Source organism: Serratia sp. CY29653 (assembly GCF_052169255.1).
In the GTDB taxonomy this organism is placed as follows: Bacteria; Pseudomonadota; Gammaproteobacteria; order Enterobacterales; family Enterobacteriaceae; genus Serratia; species Serratia sarumanii.
Window position 1 is genome coordinate 154,581 of the sequence record NZ_JBJNLC010000006.1, and the last position, 22,977, is coordinate 177,557.

17 protein-coding genes and 3 tRNA genes are annotated in these 22,977 nt (G+C 61.5%); 11 read left to right on the forward strand and 9 right to left on the reverse strand.

Annotated elements, in window-relative coordinates:
- Positions 1 to 11 precede the first annotated feature (11 nt).
- The 3 genes from ptrA to recD are packed head-to-tail and all read left to right on the forward strand — an operon-like array spanning position 12 to position 8,295.
- Positions 12 to 2,900, forward strand: a complete 2,889-nt coding sequence (gene ptrA / locus ACJ8HN_RS21825) for a pitrilysin (protein WP_308886252.1) — start codon at positions 12 to 14, stop codon at positions 2,898 to 2,900.
- Entirely contained in the window at positions 2,897 to 6,448 is a 3,552-nt protein-coding gene (recB, locus tag ACJ8HN_RS21830) for an exodeoxyribonuclease V subunit beta (RefSeq protein ID WP_442523939.1), read from the forward strand. The genes ptrA and recB overlap by 4 nt, the downstream gene beginning before the upstream one ends.
- Complete coding sequence (recD, locus tag ACJ8HN_RS21835) at positions 6,445 to 8,295, forward strand: exodeoxyribonuclease V subunit alpha (protein WP_442523940.1); 1,851 nt, start codon at positions 6,445 to 6,447, stop codon at positions 8,293 to 8,295. The genes recB and recD overlap by 4 nt, the downstream gene beginning before the upstream one ends.
- A 37-nt stretch (positions 8,296 to 8,332) precedes the next feature.
- Here the strand turns inward: recD and argA are convergent, their stop codons facing one another.
- Positions 8,333 to 9,676 (reverse strand): amino-acid N-acetyltransferase, encoded by a 1,344-nt coding sequence (argA, locus tag ACJ8HN_RS21840; protein WP_049232224.1) that lies wholly within the window; start codon positions 9,674 to 9,676, stop codon positions 8,333 to 8,335.
- A 221-nt stretch (positions 9,677 to 9,897) separates the two neighbouring features.
- Between argA and amiC the strand changes: the two genes are divergently transcribed.
- Positions 9,898 to 11,151, forward strand: coding sequence for an N-acetylmuramoyl-L-alanine amidase AmiC (amiC, locus tag ACJ8HN_RS21845; protein WP_033635752.1), 1,254 nt, complete (start codon positions 9,898 to 9,900; stop codon positions 11,149 to 11,151).
- A 90-nt stretch (positions 11,152 to 11,241) separates the two neighbouring features.
- Here amiC and ACJ8HN_RS21850 read toward each other — a convergent pair.
- From ACJ8HN_RS21850 to ACJ8HN_RS21860, 3 genes are all read right to left on the reverse strand, one after another.
- Positions 11,242 to 11,318 (reverse strand) — tRNA-Met (locus ACJ8HN_RS21850).
- A gap of 64 nt (positions 11,319 to 11,382) precedes the next feature.
- Positions 11,383 to 11,459, reverse strand: a tRNA-Met gene (locus tag ACJ8HN_RS21855).
- A gap of 58 nt (positions 11,460 to 11,517) precedes the next feature.
- A tRNA-Met gene (locus ACJ8HN_RS21860) sits at positions 11,518 to 11,594 on the reverse strand.
- A 216-nt stretch (positions 11,595 to 11,810) separates the two neighbouring features.
- Here ACJ8HN_RS21860 and mltA point away from each other — a divergent pair.
- Together mltA and tcdA are read left to right on the forward strand one after the other, a co-directional pair.
- Positions 11,811 to 12,947 carry a murein transglycosylase A gene (mltA, locus tag ACJ8HN_RS21865; RefSeq protein WP_033635751.1) on the forward strand — a complete coding sequence of 379 codons (1,137 nt, stop codon included), beginning with the start codon at positions 11,811 to 11,813 and terminating at the stop codon, positions 12,945 to 12,947.
- A gap of 84 nt (positions 12,948 to 13,031) precedes the next feature.
- On the forward strand, positions 13,032 to 13,838 hold the full coding sequence (gene tcdA, locus ACJ8HN_RS21870; protein ID WP_004931886.1) for a tRNA cyclic N6-threonylcarbamoyladenosine(37) synthase TcdA: 807 nt from the start codon (positions 13,032 to 13,034) through the stop codon (positions 13,836 to 13,838).
- Here tcdA and csdE read toward each other — a convergent pair.
- Both csdE and csdA read right to left on the reverse strand, forming a co-directional pair.
- Positions 13,829 to 14,263, reverse strand: a complete 435-nt coding sequence (gene csdE, locus ACJ8HN_RS21875; protein ID WP_033649797.1) for a cysteine desulfurase sulfur acceptor subunit CsdE — start codon at positions 14,261 to 14,263, stop codon at positions 13,829 to 13,831. The two genes, tcdA and csdE, sit on opposite strands and share 10 nt — an antisense overlap.
- Positions 14,264 to 14,282: 19 nt before the next feature.
- Positions 14,283 to 15,488: a cysteine desulfurase CsdA gene (gene csdA / locus ACJ8HN_RS21880; RefSeq protein ID WP_442523941.1), complete on the reverse strand. Its 1,206-nt coding sequence runs from the start codon at positions 15,486 to 15,488 to the stop codon at positions 14,283 to 14,285.
- A 196-nt stretch (positions 15,489 to 15,684) separates the two neighbouring features.
- On the opposite strand from csdA, the gene ACJ8HN_RS21885 reads away from it, so the two are divergent.
- From ACJ8HN_RS21885 to rlmM, 4 genes are all read left to right on the forward strand, one after another.
- A complete protein-coding gene (locus ACJ8HN_RS21885) occupies positions 15,685 to 15,909 on the forward strand; it encodes a YgdI/YgdR family lipoprotein (RefSeq protein WP_025304050.1) in 225 nt (74 codons plus the stop codon).
- A gap of 386 nt (positions 15,910 to 16,295) precedes the next feature.
- Entirely contained in the window at positions 16,296 to 17,213 is a 918-nt protein-coding gene (locus tag ACJ8HN_RS21890; RefSeq protein WP_025304049.1) for a transcriptional regulator GcvA, read from the forward strand.
- 51 nt (positions 17,214 to 17,264) lie between these two features.
- Complete coding sequence (locus tag ACJ8HN_RS21895) at positions 17,265 to 17,660, forward strand: DUF423 domain-containing protein (RefSeq protein ID WP_004931896.1); 396 nt, start codon at positions 17,265 to 17,267, stop codon at positions 17,658 to 17,660.
- Positions 17,653 to 18,756: a 23S rRNA (cytidine(2498)-2'-O)-methyltransferase RlmM gene (gene rlmM, locus ACJ8HN_RS21900; RefSeq protein ID WP_033635748.1), complete on the forward strand. Its 1,104-nt coding sequence runs from the start codon at positions 17,653 to 17,655 to the stop codon at positions 18,754 to 18,756. Before ACJ8HN_RS21895 ends, rlmM begins: the two co-directional genes overlap by 8 nt.
- 39 nt (positions 18,757 to 18,795) lie before the next feature.
- Here the strand turns inward: rlmM and xni are convergent, their stop codons facing one another.
- The 3 genes from xni to queF all read right to left on the reverse strand — a co-directional run bounded on the left by xni (position 18,796) and on the right by queF (position 22,009).
- On the reverse strand, positions 18,796 to 19,554 hold the full coding sequence (xni, locus tag ACJ8HN_RS21905) for a flap endonuclease Xni (RefSeq protein ID WP_033635747.1): 759 nt from the start codon (positions 19,552 to 19,554) through the stop codon (positions 18,796 to 18,798).
- 52 nt (positions 19,555 to 19,606) lie between these two features.
- Positions 19,607 to 20,971 (reverse strand): nucleotide 5'-monophosphate nucleosidase PpnN, encoded by a 1,365-nt coding sequence (gene ppnN, locus ACJ8HN_RS21910; protein WP_019455737.1) that lies wholly within the window; start codon positions 20,969 to 20,971, stop codon positions 19,607 to 19,609.
- A gap of 192 nt (positions 20,972 to 21,163) precedes the next feature.
- Positions 21,164 to 22,009, reverse strand: a complete 846-nt coding sequence (gene queF / locus ACJ8HN_RS21915) for an NADPH-dependent 7-cyano-7-deazaguanine reductase QueF (protein WP_442523943.1) — start codon at positions 22,007 to 22,009, stop codon at positions 21,164 to 21,166.
- Positions 22,010 to 22,072: 63 nt separating this feature from the next.
- Between queF and syd the strand changes: the two genes are divergently transcribed.
- Positions 22,073 to 22,621 carry a SecY-interacting protein gene (gene syd / locus ACJ8HN_RS21920; protein ID WP_442523944.1) on the forward strand — a complete coding sequence of 183 codons (549 nt, stop codon included), beginning with the start codon at positions 22,073 to 22,075 and terminating at the stop codon, positions 22,619 to 22,621.
- Positions 22,622 to 22,977 lie beyond the last annotated feature (356 nt).

Consider the following 22,977-nt stretch of genomic DNA (forward strand, 5'->3'; position numbering starts at 1 on the left):
TTATTTTGGATATGCGCAGACAGTTGGCCCGTATCACCGGGCTGGTATTATTGGCTATGTGTTGGGCGCCGTTGAGTTGGGCCGCGCAAGGATGGCAACCGCTGGCGGAGAAGATCAACAAAAGCGAACACGATCCGCGTCAGTATGAGGCGATCAAATTGACTAACGGCATGACGGTGTTGCTGGTGTCCGATGCCCAGGCGCCGAAATCGCTGGCGGCGCTGGCATTGCCGGTCGGCTCGCTTGAAGATCCGAACAGCCAACTGGGTTTGGCGCACTATCTGGAACATATGGTGCTGATGGGCTCCAAGCGCTATCCAGAGCCGGAAAACCTGTCCGAATTCCTGAAAAAGCATGGCGGCAGCCACAACGCCAGCACGGCTTCTTATCGCACCGCCTTCTATCTGGAAGTGGAAAATGACGCGCTGGAGCCGGCGGTCGATCGCATGGCCGACGCCATTGCCGAGCCGCTGCTGGATCCGGGCAATGCCGACCGTGAGCGCAACGCGGTTAACGCCGAGTTGACGATGGCGCGTTCGCGCGACGGTATGCGTATGGCGCAGGTGGGCGCGGAAACCCTTAACCCGGCGCACCCGAGCGCGCGCTTCTCCGGCGGCAATCTCGATACGCTGAAAGACAAGCCGGACAGCAAGCTGCACGATGAGCTGACCGGCTTCTATAAGCGTTACTATTCCGCCAATTTGATGATGGGCGTTTTGTACGGCAATCAGCCGCTGCCGCAGCTGGCTGATATTGCGGCGAAAACCTTTGGCCGCGTGCCAAATCACGACGCCAGCGTGCCGCCGATCACCGTGCCGGCGGTGACGCCGGAACAGCAGGGCATCATCATTCACTATGTGCCAGCACAGCCGCGCAAACAGTTGAAGGTCGAGTTTCGCATCGATAACAACAGCGCCGCGTTTCGCAGCAAAACCGATACCTACATCAGCTACCTGATCGGCAACCGCAGCAAGAACACCCTGTCTGACTGGTTGCAGAAGCAGGGGCTGGCGGACGCCATCAATGCCGGCGCCGATCCGATGGTGGATCGCAACGGCGGCGTCTTCGCCATCAGCGTTTCACTGACCGACAAAGGCCTGGCCAAGCGCGACGAGGTCGTCGCCGCCATTTTCAACTACCTGAAAATGCTGCGCAGCGAAGGCATCAAGCAAAGTTACTTCGACGAAATCTCGCATGTTCTCAACCTGGATTTCCGTTATCCGTCGATCACGCGCGACATGGACTACATCGAATGGCTGGTGGACACCATGCTGCGCGTGCCGGTTGAACATGCGCTGGACGCGCCTTACCTGGCCGATCGCTATGATCCGAAGGCGATCGCCGAACGCCTGGACGCCATGACGCCGCAAAACGCCCGCATCTGGTTCGTCAGCCCGGATGAGCCGCACAACAAGACGGCCTATTTCGTCAACGCGCCTTACCAGGTCGACAAAATCACGCCGCAGCGCTTTACGCAGTGGCAGCAGTTGGGGAGTGGGATTTCCCTGTCGTTACCGACGCTCAATCCGTACATCCCGGATGACTTTACCCTGACCAAGCCGTCGCACGAGTTCAAAAAGCCGGAAATGGTGGTGGATAACCCCGGCCTGCGCGTGCTGTACATGCCGAGCCGTTACTTCGCCGATGAGCCGAAGGCCGACGTCACCGTCGCTTTCCGCAACGCCAAGACCATGGATTCCGCGCGCAACCAGGTGCTGTTCTCGCTGACGGATTATCTGGCCGGCCTCGCGCTGGATCAGCTGAGCTATCAGGCATCGGTTGGCGGGTTGAGCTTCTCGACCTCGCCGAACAACGGCCTGATGTTTAACGCCAACGGCTTTACCCAGCGCCTGCCGCAGTTGCTGACGGCGCTGATCGAAGGCTATTCCAGCTTCACGCCGACGGAAGATCAGCTGGCGCAGGCCAAGTCCTGGTATCTGGAGCAGTTGGACGCCGCCGAGAAGGGCAAGGCGTTTGAATTGGCCATTCAGCCGGTGCAGATGGTTTCCCGCGTGCCGTATTCCGAACGCAGCGAACGCCGCGAAGTGCTGAAGACGCTGACGCTGAAAGACGTGCTGGCCTATCGCGACAGCCTGCTGGCCGAGGCCACGCCGGAGCTGCTAGTGGTGGGCAACATGAGCAAGCAGCAGGTCGACACGCTGGCGTCGACGCTGAAACATCGCCTGGGCTGTACCGGCATCGAATGGTGGCACGGCGAAGACGTGGTGGTGGACAAAAATCATCTGGCCAATCTGCAACAGGTGGGCAGCAGCACCGATTCGGCGCTGGCGGCGGTCTATGTGCCGACTGGTTACGACGAAGTGGCCGGCATGGCCTACAGCTCATTGCTGGGGCAGATTATTCAGCCGTGGTTCTATAGCCAACTGCGCACTCAGGAGCAATTGGGATATGCGGTCTTCGCCTTCCCAATGTCGGTGGGGCGCCAATGGGGCGTGGGCTTCCTGTTGCAGAGCAACAGCAAACAGCCGGCATACCTGTACCAGCGCTATCAGGATTTCTACCCGAAAACCGAGAAACGCTTGCGCGACATGAGCGAAGCGGACTTTGAGCAGTACAAACAGGCGCTCATCAATGAGCTGAAGCAGCGGCCGCAAACCCTGAGCGAAGAGGCCAGCCGGTTCGCCAACGATTTCGATCGCGGCAATTTCGCCTTCGATACTCGTCAGAAGCTGATCGCGCAGGTGCAACAGCTGACGCCGGCCAAACTGGCGGATTATTTCCACCAGGCGGTGATCCAGCCACAGGGGCTGGCTGTGCTGTCGCAGGTGAGCGGCAGCGGGCAAGACAAGGCGGATTACGCGGCGCCTAAGGGCTGGGTCACCTATCCGAACGCGTCTGCATTGCAGCAGATCCTGCCGCGCAAAGTGGCGACGCCATGACGGAAACTGCCCCGCAGAGGCTGGAGCCGCTGACGCTGCCGCTGTTCGGCGAACGCCTGATTGAGGCGTCGGCGGGCACCGGCAAAACCTTTACCATCGGCGCGCTGTATCTGCGTTTGCTGTTGGGGTTGGGCGGTGAAGCGGCGTTTCCCCGGCCGCTGACGGTTGAAGAAATCCTGGTGGTGACCTTTACCGAGGCCGCCACCGAGGAGCTGCGCGGGCGTATCCGCGACAATATCCACGGGCTGCGCATCGCCTGCGTGCGGGGCGTCAGCGCCAACCCGCTGTTTTTGGCGCTGATGGCTGAAATTGACGACTTGACCGACGCCGCCTCGCAGCTGCTGGCGGCGGAGCGGCAGATGGATGAAGCGGCGATCTACACCATTCACGGCTTTTGCCAACGAATGCTGACGCACAACGCCTTCGAATCCGGCATGCTGTTTGAACAAACGCTGGTGCAGGACGAGTTGCCGCTGCGGCGGCAGGCCTGTGCCGATTTCTGGCGTCGCCACTGCTATCCGTTGCCGCTGGGCGTGGCGCGTGCGGTCAGCCAGGAGTGGAGCGGCCCGGAAGCGTTGCTGGCCGACCTTTCCGGCTATCTGCACGGTGAGGCGCCGGCGCTGCGCCGGCCGCCGAAAGAGGAAGAAACCGTCCTGATGCGCCACGAGCAGATCGTCGCGCGCATCGATGCCATCAAGGCGCAATGGCGTGCGGCGGCGGGCGATCTGGAGGCGTTGATCGCCCAGTCCGGCGTCGATAAGCGCAGCTACAGCAGCAAGCACCTGCCGAACTGGCTGAACAAGGTCGGCGAATGGAGCGGGCAGGAGACTCAGGACTACCAGTTGCCGAAGGAACTGGATAAATTTCGCCAGTCGGTGCTGCTGGAGAAGACCAAGAAAGGCGAGCCGCCGCGGCATGCGCTGTTCACGGCGATCGACGAACTGTTCGATGAGCCCTTGACGCTGCGCGACCTGATCATGGCGCGCGCGCTCAGCGAGATCCGCACTTCCATTCAACAAGAAAAGCGCCAGCGCGCCGAGCTGGGGTTTGACGACCTGCTCAGCCGGCTGGACGGCGCCCTGCAAAGCGGCGGCGGCGAACAGCTGGCGCAGGCGATCCGCCAGCGTTACCCGGTGGCGATGATCGATGAATTCCAGGACACCGATCCGCAGCAATACCGCATTTTCCAAAAGCTTTACGTCGGCCGGCCCGATTGCGGCCTGCTGTTGATCGGCGATCCCAAGCAGGCGATTTACGCCTTCCGCGGTGCCGACATCTTTACCTACATGCGGGCGCGCTCAGAGGTGAGCGCCCACTATACGCTGGAGACCAACTGGCGCTCGTCGCCGTCGATGGTCGCCAGCGTCAATCACCTGTTTTCTCAGGTAGAAAAGCCTTTCCTGTTCGGCCAAATCCCCTTTATCGAGGTCAGCGCGGCGGAAAAGAACCAAGGGTTGGCGTTTGACCTGCACGGCAAGCCGCAACCGGCGATGCAGTTCTGGCTGCAGCAGGGGGAAGGCGCCGGTGTAAGTGATTACCAACAGTTGATGGCGCGCCTGTGCGCCACGCAAATTCGCGACTGGCTCAGCGCCGGGCAGCAGGGCCAGGCGTGGCTGCAGGGCGGCAAGGAGCCAAGGCCGGTACAAGCTTCCGATATCACGGTGCTGGTGCGCAGCCGCAATGAGGCGGCGTTGGTGCGCGATGCGCTGAGCGCGCTGTCCATTCCGTCGGTCTACCTGTCCAACCGCGACAGCGTGTTCGACACCCCGGAGGCCAAAGACCTGCTGTGGTTGCTGCAGGCGGTGTTGGCGCCGGAACAGGAGCGCACGCTGCGCAGCGCCATGGCCACCGGGCTGATGGGGCTGGACGCGCCGACGCTGGACGGCCTGAGCCGCGATGAGCGTGCCTGGGACGAGCTGGTTAACGAATTCGACAATTACCGCACGCTCTGGCTGCGCCGCGGCGTGTTGCCGATGCTGAGCGAGGTGATGAAAGCGCGCCAGCTGGCGGAGAACCTGCTGGCCAGCGCCGGTGGCGAGCGTCGTTTGACCGACGTGCTGCATCTGGGGGAGTTGTTGCAAGAGGCGGCGGCGCAACTCGACAGCGAACATGCGCTGGTGCGCTGGCTGGCACAGCAGATCGCCCAGCCTAATCGCCAGTCCGATAATCAGCAACTGCGGCTGGAGAGCGACCGGCATCTGGTGCAGGTGATCACGATTCATAAATCCAAGGGGCTGGAGTTCGATCTGGTGTGGCTGCCGTTCGTCGGCAATTTCCGCCAGCAGCAGCAGGCGCTGTATCACGATCGCCACAGTTTCCAGGCGTTGCTGGATCTCGACGCCAATGAAGAGAGCCAGGCCTGGGCGGAGGAAGAGCGGTTGGCAGAAGACCTGCGCCTGTTGTACGTGGCGCTGACCCGCTCGGTGTACCACTGCAGCATCGGCATCGCGCCGCTGTTCCAGGGCACGCGCAAGAAACAGGGCGATACCGATCTGCACCGCAGCGCATTGGGTTATCTGGTGCAGGGCGGGCAGGCCGGCGACGCCGCGTATCTGCAGGAGCGCCTGCAGCAATTGGCGGGCGGCGGCATCGCGCTGTCGCTGGTGGAACCGCCGGACGAGGCGCCCTGGCAGCCCCAGGCATCGCTGGCCGCTACGCTGGCGGCGAAAAGCTTTACCCGACGGATCCAGGATTTTTGGCGGGTGACCAGCTATACCGGTTTGCAACAGCACGGTTCGAGCCTGATGCAGGATCTGCTGCCGCGTCTGGATGTCGACGCCGCGGGCGAGCGGGGTGAGGAGAGTGAGCCAGCGCTCACACCGCATACCTTCCCGCGCGGCGCAACGCCCGGCACCTTCCTGCACAGCCTGTTTGAAACGCTGGACTTCACCCAGCCACTGGACGAACAGTGGCTGCTGGCACAGCTGCAACAGCAAGGATTTGCCGAGCACTGGCAGCCAATTTTGCTGGCGTGGATGCAGGTGTTGCTCAACACGCCGCTCGCCGCCAGCGGCGTGACGTTGTCGGCGCTGACGCCGCAGCACAAGCAGGCCGAGCTGCAGTTCTATTTGCCGATTAACCGGTTGTTGCAGGCGAAGGCGCTCGATGCCCTGGTGAAGCGTTACGATCCGCTTTCCGCCCGCTGCCCGGCGCTAGATTTTCATCAGGTGCAGGGCATGCTGAAAGGCTTTATCGACCTGGTGTTCTGCTGGCAGGGCAAATACTACCTGCTGGACTACAAGTCCAACTGGCTGGGGGAAGACAGTAGCGCCTATACCCGGCCGGCGATGGAGCAGGCGATGGCGGAGCATCGTTACGATCTGCAATACCAGCTGTATACGCTGGCGCTGCATCGTTATCTGCGTCATCGGTTGACGGATTACGATTATCGGCGCCATTTTGGCGGGGTGATTTATCTGTTTCTGCGCGGCGTGGATGCGGCGCACCCGGGCAACGGCATTTTCACTTGTCTCCCCGAGCTTGAGCTGGTGGAGGGGATGGATCGCTTGTTCAGCGGCGAAGCTGCGGCGACGGAGGAAGGATCATGATCGCACTGCTGGAGCAGGCGGTGGCGCTTGGCGTGCTGCGCCCGCTGGACGTGCAGTTCGCCCGCGTGGTGGCGAGCGAAGACGAGCCCGATATTTTGCTGGCAGCCGCCTGCCTGAGCGCAGAGGCGGGGGCCGGTCACGTCTGCCTGATGCTGGAGCAGCTGCAGGCGGACACGCTGTTTGAAGGGCGCCAGCCGGCGTTGGCGCTGGCGGTGTGGGAGGCGGCCGGGCGGCCGGATAGCGCGCGTTGGCAGCAGCGTTTGGCGGCCAGCGCGGCGGTTGGGGACGGCAGCGGCGCTACGCCGCTGGTGCTGCGCGGGCCGCGCCTGTATCTGCAGCGCATGTGGCAAAACGAAGGCGAAGTGGCGGCGTTTATCGGCGGCGAAGGCGAGTCGCTGGCGGTGCCGGAGGCTGAGCTGCGCACCATTCTCGACCGCTTGTTCGGCGCCGCGAGCGACGAGCCCGACTGGCAGAAAATCGCCGCCGCGGTGGCCGCCACGCGGCGCATTGCGGTCATTTCCGGCGGGCCGGGCACCGGTAAAACCACCACCGTCGCCAAACTGTTGGCGGCGCTGGTGCAGTTGGATGAAAGCGCGCGCTTGCGCATCCAGCTGGCGGCGCCGACCGGCAAGGCGGCGGCGCGCCTGACGGAGTCGCTTGGCAGCGCCAGCCGCCAGCTGGCGTTGACCCCGGTGCAGCAGGCGCTGTTCCCGACGGAGGCGGCGACGTTGCACCGTCTGTTGGGGGCGCAACCGAGCAGTCAGCGCATGCGTTATCACCGTGGCAACCGGCTGCATTTGGATGTGCTGGTGGTGGATGAGGCCTCGATGGTCGATCTGCCGATGATGGCGCGCCTGATTGCCGCACTGCCCGATCGGGCGCGGGTGATTTTCCTCGGCGACCGCGATCAGCTGGCTTCGGTGGAGGCCGGCGCGGTGCTGGGCGATATTTGCCGTTTTGCCGAGCAGGGATACAGCGATGCGCGCGCCGCTGAGCTGAGCCGCCTGACCGGTTGTTCGCTCACGGGGCAGCAGGCCGACGCGGAAGCGGCGGTGCGCGACAGCCTGTGCCTGCTGCGCAAGAGCTATCGCTTCGACGCCCGTTCCGGCATCGGTCAGCTGGCGTTGGCGGTCAACGCCGGAGCGGGGGATCGCGCGCTGGCGGCATTAAACGGCAGTTTCAGTGATGTTGCGGGCTATGCGCTGGCGACGAGCGAAGAGTATCAGGCGCTGTTGGATGCCTGCGTGGCGGGCTACCGCGACTATTTGCGGCTGACCGCAGAAGGGGCGGACGCGGCGACGGTGCTGGCGGCCTTTGGCCGTTTCCAGGTTCTATGCGCGCTGCGTGAAGGGCCGTTCGGCGTCGCCGGCCTGAACGAGCGCATTGAGCTCGGGCTGCAGCGTGCCGGTTTAATTGACCGCAAGCCGGGCGTGCTCGGCCGCTGGTACCGGGGGCGGCCGGTGATGATCGGCCGCAATGACAGCGCGCTGGGGCTGTTCAATGGGGATATCGGCATTACGCTGCCGGATGAGCACGGCGATCTGCGCGTGCATTTCCAACTGCCCGACGGCAGCATCAAGTCGGTACAGCCAAGCCGTTTGCCGGCGCATGAAACCGCTTATGCGATGACGGTGCACAAATCTCAAGGATCGGAGTTTGACCATACGGTGCTGGTGTTGCCGAATCACTTCCTGCCGGTGTTGACGCGTGAGCTGGTCTATACCGCGATCACTCGCGCGCGTAAGCTGCTTTCGCTGTACGCTACGGAGGCGGTGCTGCTGCGGGCCATTCGCACGCCGACCCAGCGCCGCAGCGGATTGGCTGAACGGCTGCAGGCGACGGAATAAGCGCTGAGGGGCGCGGCAACGGCCGCGCCCGCAGGGATTACAGATCCGCCAGCAGAATTTTGGAGCGGCGCTGGTAGTTGTACAACGCCTGTTTCTGCATCGGCAGCACGTCGACCTCCGCCGGGGTAAAGCCACGCTCCTGGAACCAGTGGATGCTGCGGGTGGTCAGCACGAACAGCTTCTTCAGCCCCATCTGCCGCGCCTGATTTTCTACCCGCTGCAGCAGCATCTCGCCGCGCGATGAGCTGCGGTAATCGGGGTGTACCGCCACACAGGCCATCTCACCGATTTTTTCCTCCAAGAACGGGTACAGCGCCGCGCAGGCGATGGTCAGGTTGTCGCGTTCGATAATGGTGAACTTGTCGATTTCCATCTCCAGCTGTTCACGCGAACGGCGCACCAGAATACCCTGCTGCTCGAGTGGCCGAATCAGCTCCAGGATGCCGCCGATGTCGTTGATCGTCGCCCGACGCACCTGTTCGGCACTCTCCATCACGATTTGGGTGCCGATGCCGTCGCGCGAGAACAGCTCCTGCACCAGCGCGCCGTCCTCTTGATAGCTGATCAGGTGGCTGCGGCGCACGCCGCTGCGGCAGCCTTTCACCGCGCCGCGCAGGAAGCGCACGGTGCCGGAATGGTAATCGCCGCCTTCTTCCAGCTCTTCAAGGCGCTTTTGCGCGTCGTTGGGGAACAGCTCGGAAAGGATGTTGCCTTCCGCATCGGTTACGCCCTGCGAGGAGCAGAAGCCGATCATTTTTTCCGCTTTCAGCTTGATTGCCAGCTGGGTGGCCACTTCTTCCGAGGTCAGGTTGAAGCTCTCGCCGGTAACGGAAACCGCGACCGGGCCGATCAGCACGATGGCGTTGCTGTCGAGCTGGCGGTGGATCGCGTCTTCATCGATGCGGCGAATGCGGCCGCTGTGACAGTAGTCGATACCGTCATCGATGCCCAGCGGTTGCGCGATGATGAAGTTGCCGCTGACCACGTTGATATGCGCGCCCTGCAGCGGCGTATTGTTGAGGCTCATCGACAGCCGGGCGGTGATGTCGAGCTGCAACAAACCGGCGGCTTGCTTGACCAGTTCGAGCGTATGGGCGTCGGTCACGCGCGTGTGCTTGTGGTAGATCGGCTCAAAGTTATGCTGCGCCAGGTTAGCGTCGATCTGCGGCCGCGCGCCGTAAACCACCACCAGGCGAATGCCCAGACTATGCAGCAGCCCGATATCGTTGACGATGTTGGAGAAATTCTCGTGTTCGATGGCTTCCCCGCCGAGCATGATGACAAACGTTTTGCCGCGGTGGGCGTTGATATAGGGGACTGAGTGACGGAATCCTTGCACCAGCTCTGTACTACGTTCCTTCACGACAAACCTCTTTTGCATATTTATACGGTATTTTTGTATTTTTATTCTTTTATGGCGCCGATGGCAAGCGAGAAATCATCATGAAGAGTGCGCTAAGGGCGCTAAATCGTTAATAAATTGAAAAACCATAAAAAGATTTTCTGATGACAGGGCTGGAATGATTGGTTAAAGTTTTCGGCATCCCCATTTTATTGATGTTTTTTTCATCTGTTGTAAACAGCTATTACTGCCGGAGCCGCATGCCAAACTCTAATCACAATCTGGGCCGCCGTCGTTTATTACAGGGCGTTGCCGCCAGCTGGTTGCTGAGTGTGAGTCGCACGGGCTTCGCCGCGTCATCGCACGTGATCGCCGTGCGCGTCTGGCCATCCTCCACCTATACCCGCGTCACGCTGGAATCCAACGTCGAGCTGAAATACAAGCAGTTTGCCCTGACCAATCCCGATCGCGTGGTGGTGGATATCGAAGGCGTCCACCTCAACAGCGTGCTGAAAGGTATCGCCGGGCAGGTGCGCGCCGACGATCCGTATCTCAAGCAGGCGCGCGTCGGCCAGTTCGATCAGAATACCGTGCGGCTGGTGCTGGAGCTCAAGCAGAGCGTTAGCCCGCATATTTTCACGCTGGCGCCGGTGCCGGAGTATCGCAATCGCCTGGTGATGGATCTCTATCCGACCAAGGGCAGCAGCGGCGGCGAGGAGTATGATCCGCTGCTGGCGTTACTGGAAGATTACAACAAGGGCGATCTGGAGCGCACGCTGCCGCCGGAAGCGCCGCAGGCCGGCAAGGCGGGGCGCGATCGGCCGATCGTCATCATGCTGGATCCCGGCCACGGCGGCGAAGATCCCGGCGCTATCGGCAAGTACAAGACGCGCGAGAAAGACATTGTGTTGCAGATTGCCCGCAAGCTGAGCGCCATGATCAAGCGCGAGCCGAACATGAAAGTGTTCATGACGCGCAACGAAGACGTGTTTATCCCGCTCAAGGTGCGCGTCGCCAAGGCGCGCAAGCAGCGCGCGGATCTGTTCGTTTCTATTCACGCCGACGCCTTCACCAGCCGCGCCGCGCGCGGTTCGTCGGTGTTCGCGCTGTCCACCAAGGGCGCCACCAGCTCGGCGGCCAAGTTCCTGGCGCAGACGCAGAACGCCTCGGACCAAATCGGCGGCGTCAGCAAGAGCGGCGACCGTTATCTCGACCACACCATGTTCGATCTGATCCAGACCGCGACCATCAACGACAGCCTGAAGTTCGGCAAGGAAGTGTTGAATCGGATGGGGAAAATCAACCGGCTGCACAAGAATCGCGTCGATCAGGCCGGTTTTGCGGTGTTAAAGGCGCCGGATATCCCGTCGATCCTGGTGGAGACGGCGTTTATCAGCAATATCGAAGAGGAGCGCAAGCTGCGCACCAGCCATTTCCAGCAGCAGGTGGCGGAGTCGATTCTGGCGGGCATCAAGGCTTATTTCGCCAACGGCGGCGCGCTGGCGAGCCGATAGAAGCAGGGCCGGGCGCGAGTCCGGCTAGTTTCGCGGATTGCAGATACAAAAAAACACCCGTCAGGGTGCTTGTCTGTTGTCATCAAGAGTTGGTTGCGGGGGCCGGATTTGAACCGACGACCTTCGGGTTATGAGCCCGACGAGCTACCAGGCTGCTCCACCCCGCGTCCGTCTTGGTGCTGTATTACTACGAACCACCGTGCATGTTATGCCGCTGGTACGACATTCGGTTGGTTGCGGGGGCCGGATTTGAACCGACGACCTTCGGGTTATGAGCCCGACGAGCTACCAGGCTGCTCCACCCCGCGTCCGTGTAATACTTTGTTATCGAAGCCAAACGCAAAATACCGCCGCTGCGGCATCGGTTGGTTGCGGGGGCCGGATTTGAACCGACGACCTTCGGGTTATGAGCCCGACGAGCTACCAGGCTGCTCCACCCCGCGTCCGATGGATGCGCACTATACTCTCCATGCGTTTTGTTGCAAACCCTTTTTGCATTTTATTGGCCTAAACCCGTTTTTCTGCTGAATTTGCCCGCAATTTGCCTTCTTTTTCATCACCATCCTCCGTGCGGCTTTTTTTATTTGCAGCGATTCCTTTATCAATGAGCGTTTGTTATCGTTCAGCCGGTAGATCATATCAGTTTGAGAGTGTGCGCGATGAAAGGACGTTGGGGCAAATACCTGCTTGGCGGGTTGATGGTGGCGGTGTTGGCGGGCTGTTCGTCCAAGCCGACAGATCGGGGTCAGCAATATAAAGACGGCCGTCTGGATCAGTCGCTGGAGCTGGTCAATCAGCCCAACGCCAAAGGTTCGCCGGTCAACGCCAAGGATTATTCGGATCAGCTGATGGAGATCAAGTACGCGTCGCCTTCGCTGTTTAACCGCAACAACGGCACCTATCAGGCGGTACAAAATTGGATGGCGTCCGGCGCTGACACGCGCATGCTGAGCCAGTACGGCCTCAGCGCTTACCAGATGGAAGGCGTCGACAATTACGGCAACGTGCAGTTTACCGGCTACTACACGCCGGTGGTGCAGGCGCGCTATACCCAACAGGGCGAGTTCCGCTATCCGCTGTACCGCATGCCGCCGAAGGGCAGGGGCCGCTTGCCGGATCGCGCGGGCATCTATTCCGGCGCGCTCGACGATCGCTATATCATCGCTTACACCAACTCGCTGATGGACAACTTCATGATGGAAGTCCAGGGCAGCGGCTATGTCGACTACGGCAACGGCCAGCCGCTGGTGTTCTTCGGCTACGGCGGCAAGAACGGCCACGCCTATCGCAGCATCGGCAAGGTGCTGATCGATCGTGGTGAAGTGGCCAAGGCGGACATGTCGATGCAGGCGATCCGTCAGTGGGCGGATACTCACAGCGCCGCAGAGGTGCGTGAGCTGCTGGAGCAAAACCCATCGTTCGTGTTCTTCCGCCCGGAAGCTTTTGCGCCGGTGAGAGGTGCCAGCGCGGTGCCGCTGATCGCCAAAGCCTCGGTGGCTTCCGACCGTTCGCTGATCCCGGCGGGCACCACGCTGCTGGCCGAAGTGCCGCTGCTGGACAACAAGGGTAAATTCACGGGAAAATACGAGATGCGCCTGATGGTCGCGCTCGACGTGGGCGGCGCCATCAAGGGCCAGCATTTTGACATGTATCAGGGCATCGGACCGGAAGCCGGCCACTCGGCGGGGTACTACAACCACTACGGCCGCGTCTGGGTGCTGAAGAACAACGGCGGCGGTCAGCTGTTCAGCGCCAATCAGTCAAACGGCGGCGGTTCGTTGCTGGCCACCCGCTAAACGCATACGGCGTGAAAAGAGTGACCCGCAAGGGCCGGATTTTCCGGCCCTTATCATTTGCATTACGAAGGTAATTAAAGCGTTATGAGCACAGCTTATTCGGAAGCCTATCTGCAGCGTTTCGGCGGCACGGCGCGGTTGTACGGCCAGCAGGCGCTGGCGGTGTTCGCGCAGGCGCACGTCTGCGTGATCGGCATCGGCGGCGTGGGTTCCTGGGCGGCTGAGGCGCTGGCGCGCACCGGCATCGGCGCCATCACCCTGATCGACATGGATGATGTTTGCGTCACCAATACCAACCGCCAAATCCACGCGTTGCGCCAACACGTCGGGCAATCGAAAACCGAGGTGATGGCGGAGCGTATCCTGGCGATTAACCCGGAATGCCGGGTGACCTGCATCGACGATTTCATCACCCCGGACAACGTCGCCGAGCTGCTGGATCATAACTTCAGCTACGTCATCGACGCGATCGACAGCGTGCGGCCGAAGGCGGCGTTGCTGTCATACTGCCGCCGCTTCAAGATCCCGGTGGTGACCACCGGCGGCGCCGGCGGGCAGATTGACCCGACCAAGATCGAAGTGGCCGATCTGGCGAAAACCATCCAGGATCCGCTGGCCGCCAAGCTGCGCGAGCGGCTGAAGCACGATTTCAACGTGGTGAAAAACGGCAAGGGCAAGCTGGGCATCGACTGCGTCTTCTCCAGCGAGCCGTTGGTTTACCCGCAGCCGGACGGTTCGGTGTGCGCTTCACGCAGCACGGCGGAAGGGCCGAAAAGAATGGATTGCAGCGCGGGGTTCGGCGCGGCGACCATGGTCACCGCTACTTTCGGCTTCGTCGCCGTGTCGCACGCGCTGAAAAAGATGGTGGCGAAGGCGGCGCGTCAGGCGTAACGGGCGGCGATCGCCTTGACGGCGGCGGCCAACGCCGCCAGGCCGCCGGCGCGGGTGGCGCTCAGCTGGGCGCGCAGCGCTAACCGGTCGAACAGTGCCAGCGGATCCAATGCGGCGATCTGCTGCGGCGTTTTCCCTTCCACTTCGGTCAGCAGCACCGCCAGCAGGCCGCGCACGATGCGGCCTTCGCTGTCGCCATAGAAGTGCAGCGTGCCGTCTTCCAGCAACTGGTGCCCCAACCAGACGCGGTTTTCACACCCGCTCAGCGCCATTTCTTCACTGCGCAAGGCCTCCGGCAGCGGCGGCAGCCGTTTCGCGAGCATAATCAGCTGGCGGTAGCGATCTTCCCACTGTTTCAGCGTGCTGAAGGTGGCGATCAACGCCTCGGCGGTGACCTCTCGGCCAAAAGGATGGGGGGCGAGCATAGCGTCTCCGGGAATCAAGTCAGTCGGCCAGCAGATCGAGGGCGTGAGTCAACGCGCTGACCAGCGTATCGACGTCCTGTTGCGTATTGTAGGGGGCGAACGACGCGCGCAGCGTGCCGCTGACGCCCAACGCCGCCATCAGCGGCTGCGCGCAGTGTTGGCCGGCGCGCAGCGCAATGCCTTGCTCCGCCAGCAGGGTGACGATGTCGCTGTGGTGTACGCCGGCGATGTCGAACGCCAGCAGGCTGGAGCCCGAGCTGCGGAAGCTGCGAAAGCCCGGCAACTGTGCCAGCCGCTGTTCCGCCTGGTCCGCCAGCTCGCGGCTGTAGCGCTCCGCCGCCGCCATGTCCTGTTCGCTGAGCCAGGTGAGCGCCGCGGCCAACCCCAGCACGCCGGCGATATTTGGCGTGCCGGCTTCGAAGCGATGCGGTGGCTTTTGCGGGGCAAAGCCGTCGAACGATGCCTGGGTCAGCATCTTGCCGCCGCCTTGCCAGGGTACCATCTGCGCCAGCAGCTCGGCTTTGCCGTACAGCGCGCCGATGCCGGTCGGCCCATACAGCTTGTGGCCGGAAAAGGCGTAGAAGTCGATGTCGAGCAGCCGTACGTCGGCCGGGCCGTGAACCACGCCCTGTGCGCCGTCGATCATCACGCGTGCGCCGGCGGCATGCGCCATCGCGATCGCCGGCGCCAGATCCGGGCAGCCGCCGGTGACGTTGGACATTTGCCCCAGCGCCAACAGGTGGGTTTTGTCGTTGAGCAGGGTGGGCAGCTGCGTCAAATCCGGCAACCGATCGGCGCCGATCGGCAGTTTCACCACCCGCGCGCCGGTTTGTTCCGCCACCATCAGCCAGGGGATCAGGTTGGCGTGGTGTTCCGCTTCGCTCACCAGAATTTCATCGCCCGGCTGCAGACGCGGACGCAGGTAGCTCTGCGCCACCAGGTTGATCGCTTCGGTGGTGCCGCGCGTCCAGACGACGTCGTCGGCCGACGGCGCATTGATCAACTGCGCCACCTGGCCGCGCGCCTGCTCGAAGCGGGCGGTCAGATCCTGCGCCGCCCGGTGCTGGCTGCGGTGCACGGTGGCGGCGTCATCGCGATAAAATTGCTGCGTGGCGTCGATGACCGCCTGCGGTTTTAACGCGGTGGCGGCGCTGTCCAGATAGATGCCGTCCTGCGCGAGCGCGGGAAACTGTTGGCGAAAAAGGCTGGGGTTAAAAGGCGTCATACCCTGATTGTCACTGGCTTGAGTCGATGGGGGATCCTGTCCTATTTTGCCGCCGGAGACAAGCGATCCTGCCTATTAGGACTTATCGCCTGGCAAAATTGGGAAAGTTTGTTATGCTATTAAATGTGCGCTTATTAATCGCATCTATGCACATAAAAGGTATTTATCAGCATTTAAAACTAAAAAGGAGTCCTCAATGAAGAAAACAGCCGCAGTTCTCTCTGCCCTGATGCTTACGTTCACCCTGGCCGCCTGTTCCAGCAACTACGTGATGCATACCAATGACGGACGCACCATTGTCGCTGACGGCAAGCCTAAAGTGGACAACGATACCGGCATGATCAGCTATAAAGACGCCAATGGCGTCGAGCAGCAGATCAACCGCGCCGATGTGAAAGAGATGGTTGAAAGCAACCAGTAACCGTCAGGCAAAAAAAAAGCACCGCAAGTTTTGCGGTGCTGCATAAAATCACTATGGACAGACAGGGTAAATGTACAGGAAGTGAAAAAACAGTAGCCTAGCTACCATGTCCGGAATCGCCGGACAATTTGCAAACACAACATCACAACCACAAGCCAAAAGTTCATCGGCGTCCTCGACACCCACTCCCTTTTCGTTCCGGCCCGGGAAGTGCCGCCACTATAGGTATTTGCTGGCGCATCCTCAACGGACAAATTATAATGGCTCGGATTAAAAAAACTAATGGCAATACGCCGTTAGCGTTTACCGATGGCTTGCCACACAAAGCCGCCCGATTTTCGGCGCCGAATCATTCGGATTAATGTTACACAAAAGTAGCTAATTTAATGTCTAAACGCTTACCTCCCCTCAATGCGCTGCGCGTGTTCGATGCGGCCGCTCGCCACCTGAGTTTCACCAAGGCGGCGGAAGAGTTGTTCGTGACCCAGGCCGCGGTGAGCCACCAGATCAAGTCGCTGGAGGACTTCCTCGGGCTGAAGCTGTTTCGCCGGCGTAACCGCTCGCTGCTGCTGACCGAAGAGGGGCAAAGTTACTACCTCGATATCAAGGAGATCTTCTCTTCGATCAACGAGGCGACGCGCAAGCTGCAGGCGCGCAGCGCCAAGGGGGCATTGACCGTCAGTTTGCCGCCGAGCTTCGCCATTCAGTGGCTGGTGCCGCGCCTGTCCGGCTTTAACTCAGCTTATCCGGGGATCGACGTGCGCATCCAGGCGGTGGATCGCGAAGAAGACAAGCTGGCGGACGACGTCGACGTGGCGATTTTCTACGGCCGCGGCAACTGGCCGGGGCTGCGCGCCGAGCGCCTGTATGCGGAATATCTGCTGCCGGTGTGTTCGCCGAGCCTGCTGACCGGCGATCATCCGCTGAAAACCGCAGAGGATCTGGCTTATCATACGCTGCTGCATGACGTTTCACGCCGCGACTGGCTGGCCTATACGCGCCAGCTGGGGTTGCAGCACATTAATGTGCAGCAGGGGCCGATCTTCAGCCATAGCGCGATGGTGGTGCAGGCGGCGGTGCACGGCCAGGGCGTGGCGCTGGTGAACAATGTGATGGCGCAAACCGAGATCGAAGCCGGTCGCCTGGTGTGCCCGTTCAACGATGTGCTGGTCAGTAAAAACGCTTTTTATCTGGTATGTCATGACAGCCAGGCAGAACTGGGTAAAATAGCCGCCTTCCGGCAGTGGATCCTGGCGCGCGCCGCCAGCGAACAAGAGAAGTTCCGCTTCCGCTACGAACAATAAGACCGGCCGCCGCCTTGCCGCGGCCGGTGATTTTAAATGGGATAAATCACGATGAGCAGCCGTTCCATGCTGGTTTTCGCCGCTATCAGCGGCTTTGTGTTTGTCGCGTTGGGCGCATTCGGCGCGCATGTATTAAGCGGCACGCTCGGCGCCAACGAAATGGCCTGGATCCGCACCGGGCTGGAGTATCAGGGGTTCCACACCCTGGCCATCCTGGCGCTGGCGGTCGCGATGCAGCGCCGCGTGAGCCTGTGGTTTTACTGGAGCGGAGCGCTGTTGGCGTTCGGCACCGTGTTGTTCAGCGGCAGCCTCTATTGCCTGGCGCTGTCGCACCTGAAGGTCTGGGTATACATCACGCCGGTTGGCGGCGTGTGCTTCCTGATCGGCTGGATATTGATGTTGATTGGCGCTTTGCGTCTGAGGAAAAAGGCCGAGCGCCATGAATAAGATTGCGTTGTACTGCCGCCCTGGCTTTGAAAAAGAGTGTGCGGCGGAGATCACCGACAAAGCCGCCCAGCGGGAGATTTTCGGCTTTGCGCGGGTAAAAGAGCACAGCGGTTACGTGTTGTTCGAATGCTATCAGCCGGACGATGCCGATCGCCTGGCGCGGGAAATTCCGTTCCGCGAACTGATTTTCGCCCGCCAGATGATCGTGGTGGGCGAGCTGCTGCGCGATCTGCCGCCGGAAGATCGGGTATCGCCGATCGTCGGCATGCTGATCGGCGTGGTTGACCGCGGCGGCGAGCTGCGGGTGGAAGTGCCGGACACCAACGAAAGCAAAGAGCTGATGAAGTTCTGCCGCAAGCTGACGGTGCCGCTGCGCGCCGCGATGCGCGAGCAGAAGGTGCTGATGGCGCGTGAGAACCCCACTCGCCCGGTGGTGCACGTGTTCTTCATCGCGCCGGGCTGCTGCTACGTCGGTTACTCCTACAGCAACAACAACTCGCCGTTCTACATGGGCATTCCGCGTCTGCGCTTCCCGGCCGATGCGCCGAGCCGTTCGACGCTGAAGCTGGAAGAAGCGTTCCACGTGTTCATCCCCGCCGACGAGTGGGACGAACGCCTGGCCAGCGGCATGCACGCGGTCGATCTGGGGGCCTGCCCGGGCGGCTGGACCTATCAGCTGGTGAAACGCAGCATGATGGTGCATTCGGTGGATAACGGCCCGATGGCGCCGAGCCTGATGGAAACCGGCCAGGTGACGCACCACCGCGCCGACGGCTTCAAGTTCGAGCCGAACAGCAGCAAGATCTACTGGCTGGTGTGCGACATGGTGGAGAAGCCGGCGAAGGTAACCAGCCTGATGATCCAGTGGTTGGTGAAAGGCTGGTGCCGCGAAGCGATTTTTAACCTCAAGCTGCCGATGAAAAAGCGCTATGAGGAAGTGTCGCAGAACCTGATGAGCATCCGCGAAGCGCTGGGCGCTGCCGGTGTCAGCGTCGAAGTGCATGCCAAGCAGCTGTATCACGACCGCGAAGAGATCACCGTACACGTGCGCCGCATGTGGTCGGCGGTGCCGGGCCGGCGCGACGAGCGCGATTAATCGCGTTAAGCTTGATGAAGGGCGCTGCTTGCAGCGCCCTTATGGTATCGGCAGGCGCAGCTGCTGCAGGTTGCCGTCCAGCGACAGATCGGTGCGCAGCGTGGCGACTTGTTTGCTGACGTAGGCCAGCTCGCGGTGCCGCTCCAGCTTGCCGCGCCATTTCTCCGGCACCTGTTCCAACTGCTGATAGAGCCCATCCAGGCTGCCCGACTGCTGCAACAGCAGCACGGCGGTTTTCGGCCCGATACCGGCCACGCCGGGGATCTTGCTGCTGCCGATCCCCGCCAGCCCCCAATAGTCCGGCAGCTGCTGCGGCTGCACGCCGAATTCCTGTTGCACGAAAGGCATATCCAGCCAGCGTTTCTGGAAGTAATCGCGGATCTGCACGTTCGGCGCCAGCAGCTGGCAGTAGCCTTTGTCGGTGGAGACGATGGTCACCTGGTGGCCGCCGCCGGCGACCTTCGCCGCCAGCGTGGCCGCCAGATCGTCCGCCTCGTTGCCGGGAGAATGCCAGCTGGCGACGCCCAGTTCGGCGAAGGCCTCGCGCAGCTGCGGCATCTCCTGCTGCAGGTTTTCCGGCATCGGCGAACGCCCGGCCTTGTAGTCCGGCAGAATTTGGTGACGCCAGCTGTCGCGGCGATCGTCCTCGTCGAAGACCGCCACCGCGTGGGTCGGGCGGCTGTGCTGGATCAACTGCTGCAGCGCGTGGCGGCAGGCGTTGACGCAAGGGGAACCCTGCACGGCGTGAATGCGGCGGATGAGGTTCAGGGCGTCGACAATCAGTAGGTGTATCATCATGGGCGGCAAGGTCAGAAAACGGGGCGGCCGTTACGCCGCCCGGGATTGAGGATCAGGCGACGATTTCGTAGCAGGGCACATAGGCGCTGCCCGGCAGCTTCATGCGGTGCTGGGCGACAAAGCCCTGCAGCAGGCTGTCCATCTGTTTCATCATCTGCGGCTCGCCGTGCAGCTTGTACGGGCCGAACTGCTCGATGGCGTGGATGCCGTTTTCCTTCACGTTGCCGGCCACGATGCCTGAGAACGCGCGGCGCAGCGCGGCGGCCAATTGCTCCGGCGGCTGGTTCGGATACAGGTTGAGGTTCGCCATGTTCTCATGGGTCGGCTCGAACGGCAGCTGCAGATCCGGCGCGATGCGGATCGACCAGTTGAAGCTGTAGGCGTCGCCGGTGTTGCGGCGGTTTTCCTTCACCAGCGGCATGGCTTTCTTCATCTGCCGCGCCACTTCCGCCGGATCGTCGATGATGATGGTGTAGTGACGGCGCGCGGCATCGCCCAGCGTGTTCATGATGAACTCGTCCAGCACGCGGAAGTAATCGGCGCTCTCTTTCGGCCCGGTCAGGATCAGCGGCAGCACCTGTTCGCTGTTCTCCGGGTTCATCAGGATACCCAGCAGGTACAGCAGCTCTTCGGCGGTGCCGACGCCGCCCGGGAAGATGATGATGCCGTGCGCGATGCGCACGAAGGCTTCCAGGCGCTTTTCGATGTCCGGCATGATCACCAGCTCGTTCACCAGCGGGTTTGGCGGCTCGGCGGCGATGATCGACGGCTCGGTCATGCCGATGAAGCGGCTGTTGCGGTAACGCTGCTGCGCGTGACCGACCGCCGCGCCTTTCATCGGCGCTTCCATCGCGCCCGGCCCGCAGCCGGTGCAGATGTTCAGCTCGCGCAGGCCCAGTTGGCTGCCGACCTTGCGCGCGTACAGGTATTCGTTCTCGTTGATCGAGTGGCCGCCCCAGCACACCACCATATTGGGATCTTCATCCAGATGCAGCGTGCGTGCATTGCGCAGGATCGAGAATACCAGGTTGGTGATGTGGGCCGAGTTTTCCAGGTTCAGGTGCTGGAAACGGCCGGCGCTGGCGATTTGGCCGTGTACGAACAGGATGTCGCGCAGTACGGCGAACAGGTTGGCCTGCAGCGAGCGGATGATGCGGCCGTCGACGAACGCCTCTTCCGGCGGGTTGACCAGCTCCAGCTTCACCCCGCGTTCGCGGCGCAGCACGTTGATGTCGAAGGTTTCATAGCGTGACAGCAGCTGTTTGCTGTTGTCGGTTTGGCTGCCGGAGTTCAACACGGCCAGCGAACAGTTGCGGAACAGGCGGTACAGGTCGCTGCTGGCGGTACGCTTCAGCATGTCTACTTCCAGCTGCGACAATAAATCCATAGAGCCAAGCGGGCTGATGTGTGTAATCAAGGTAACTCCTTTGCACCCGGTGCGGGGCGGTAGTAATCCATACGCAGCAAAACAGCATCTCGTTATGGTTGGCGTGCTGCGGCGCAGCGGGCGCTCCGCCCGGCCGCAGCCTCGTTTTAACCTTACCGCCGTCCCTGCGCTTTTACCAACATAAACCGCTCGTTAGCTCAGTTGTTGAGCAATGTTTCGCACTTATTGGCGCGCCAGGCGGCCGCGTTCGGGAGCGAATTCGACGTTGCTGCGCCACGGGTTGATATCCAGCCCGCCGCGGCGGGTGTAGCGGGCGTAAACCGTCAGGCTTTGCGGCCGGCAGTAGCGCATCAAATCGTTAAAGATGCGCTCGACGCACTGCTCGTGGAATTCGTTGTGGTGGCGGAAGGAGACCAGGTAGCGCAGCAGCGCTTCGCGATCGATCTTGCCGCCGCGGTAGCTTATCTGCACCGAGCCCCAGTCTGGTTGATGGGTGATCAGGCAGTTGGACTTCAGCAGGTGGCTGACCAATTGCTCTTCCACCACCTCTTCACCGGCGGCGTTCAACAGGTAGTCGGCGTTGAACTCATAATTGTCGATGCGAATATCCTGCTGATCGATGCAGTCGCCGGCCAGGCGGGCGATCGGCGTGCCTTCCAACTGCTCGACGCTGAACAGGGTGACGCTCACCTCGCCCTGGGCGCAGGCGGACAGATCGCGCTGCAGCGTGCTGCGCACCGTTTCCCAATTGGCGAACGGGGTTTGGTTGAAGCTGTTGAGATACAGCTTGAAGCTTTTCGATTCGATCAGGTTCAGGCTGTCGGCGTTGAGGCTGATTTCACCGACCGCCACCTGCGGCAGCCCGTTGGCGTTCAGCCAGGAGAGCTCGTACAGCGTCCAGATGTCCGCGCCGTGGAAGGGGAGGTTATCGGGGTACAGCCCCAGCGGCTCGCGGTTCATGCTGCGCGGCACCGCCTGCAGCAGCGAGGCGTCGTAGCGATCGCGGTAGGCGGTGGGTTTGCCCAGCGTCAGCCCCGACAGGGCCTGGTGGTCTTGATATGAGGACATCTGCTGTCACCTTGGTCAGAGATAGGTACAATGGCCGTCAGTTTAACGTATGCGGGAAAGAATATGGACCATGATGTATCGCACGCTCTGCGTGAATTCACTCAACGCTATGTCGAGTTGTGGCAGCAAGAGCGCGGCCACGCACCGGCCAGCCAGGCGCTGTTCGGCGTGCCGTCGCCCTGCATCGTGGAGAACCGCGAGGACGAAGTGTTGTGGTTGCCACAGCCTTTCGAACCGGCGGCGACGTTGGAAAAGGTAGAAGCCGCGCTGGAGCTGCGTTTGCAGCCGGACGCGCACCGTTTCTACACGCAGCAATACGCCGGCGACATGAGCGCACAGTTCGGCGAGCATCGTCTGAGCCTGCTGCAGGTCTGGAGCGAAGAGGATTTTATCCGCCTGCAGGAGAACCTGATCGGCCATCTGGTGACGCAAAAGCGCCTCAAGCTGCCGCCAACGCTGTTCCTGGCGACCACCGAATCCGAGATGACGATGGTGTCGTTGTGCAACGTCAGCGGCAACGTGGTGCTGGAACAGTTCGGCAGCGATAAGCGTACCCTGCTGGCGGCGACGCTGGGGAATTTCCTCGATGCGCTGCGCCCGGTGCTGGACTAAATGGCGACGGATTCGCCGTCGCCCGTGTGCGAGATCTCTCACACGGGCTGTGAGAGATCGCTCTTAATTTTTCCCGCCTTTCTCCAGGCGATGAGATTATTGTTATCCAGATCAATTGGTTAGAATTTCTTTAGGATAACTCTTAGGCTTAATTTAGTGTGAGACACCTCCCAAACCCTTGTGATTCCGGGGAATTTAAGCGATCTTATCGTTACCGGAACGGAACCGGCGGAGCAGGAAAGCATCAGGATGATGCAGCTTCAGGAAGAAGAAAGGGATGCGCTCAGGCAAGAGCGAAGGATGGCGTCAGGAGATGCCCAGGATGTTTCAGGATAGAAACCAGGGACACCTCCAGG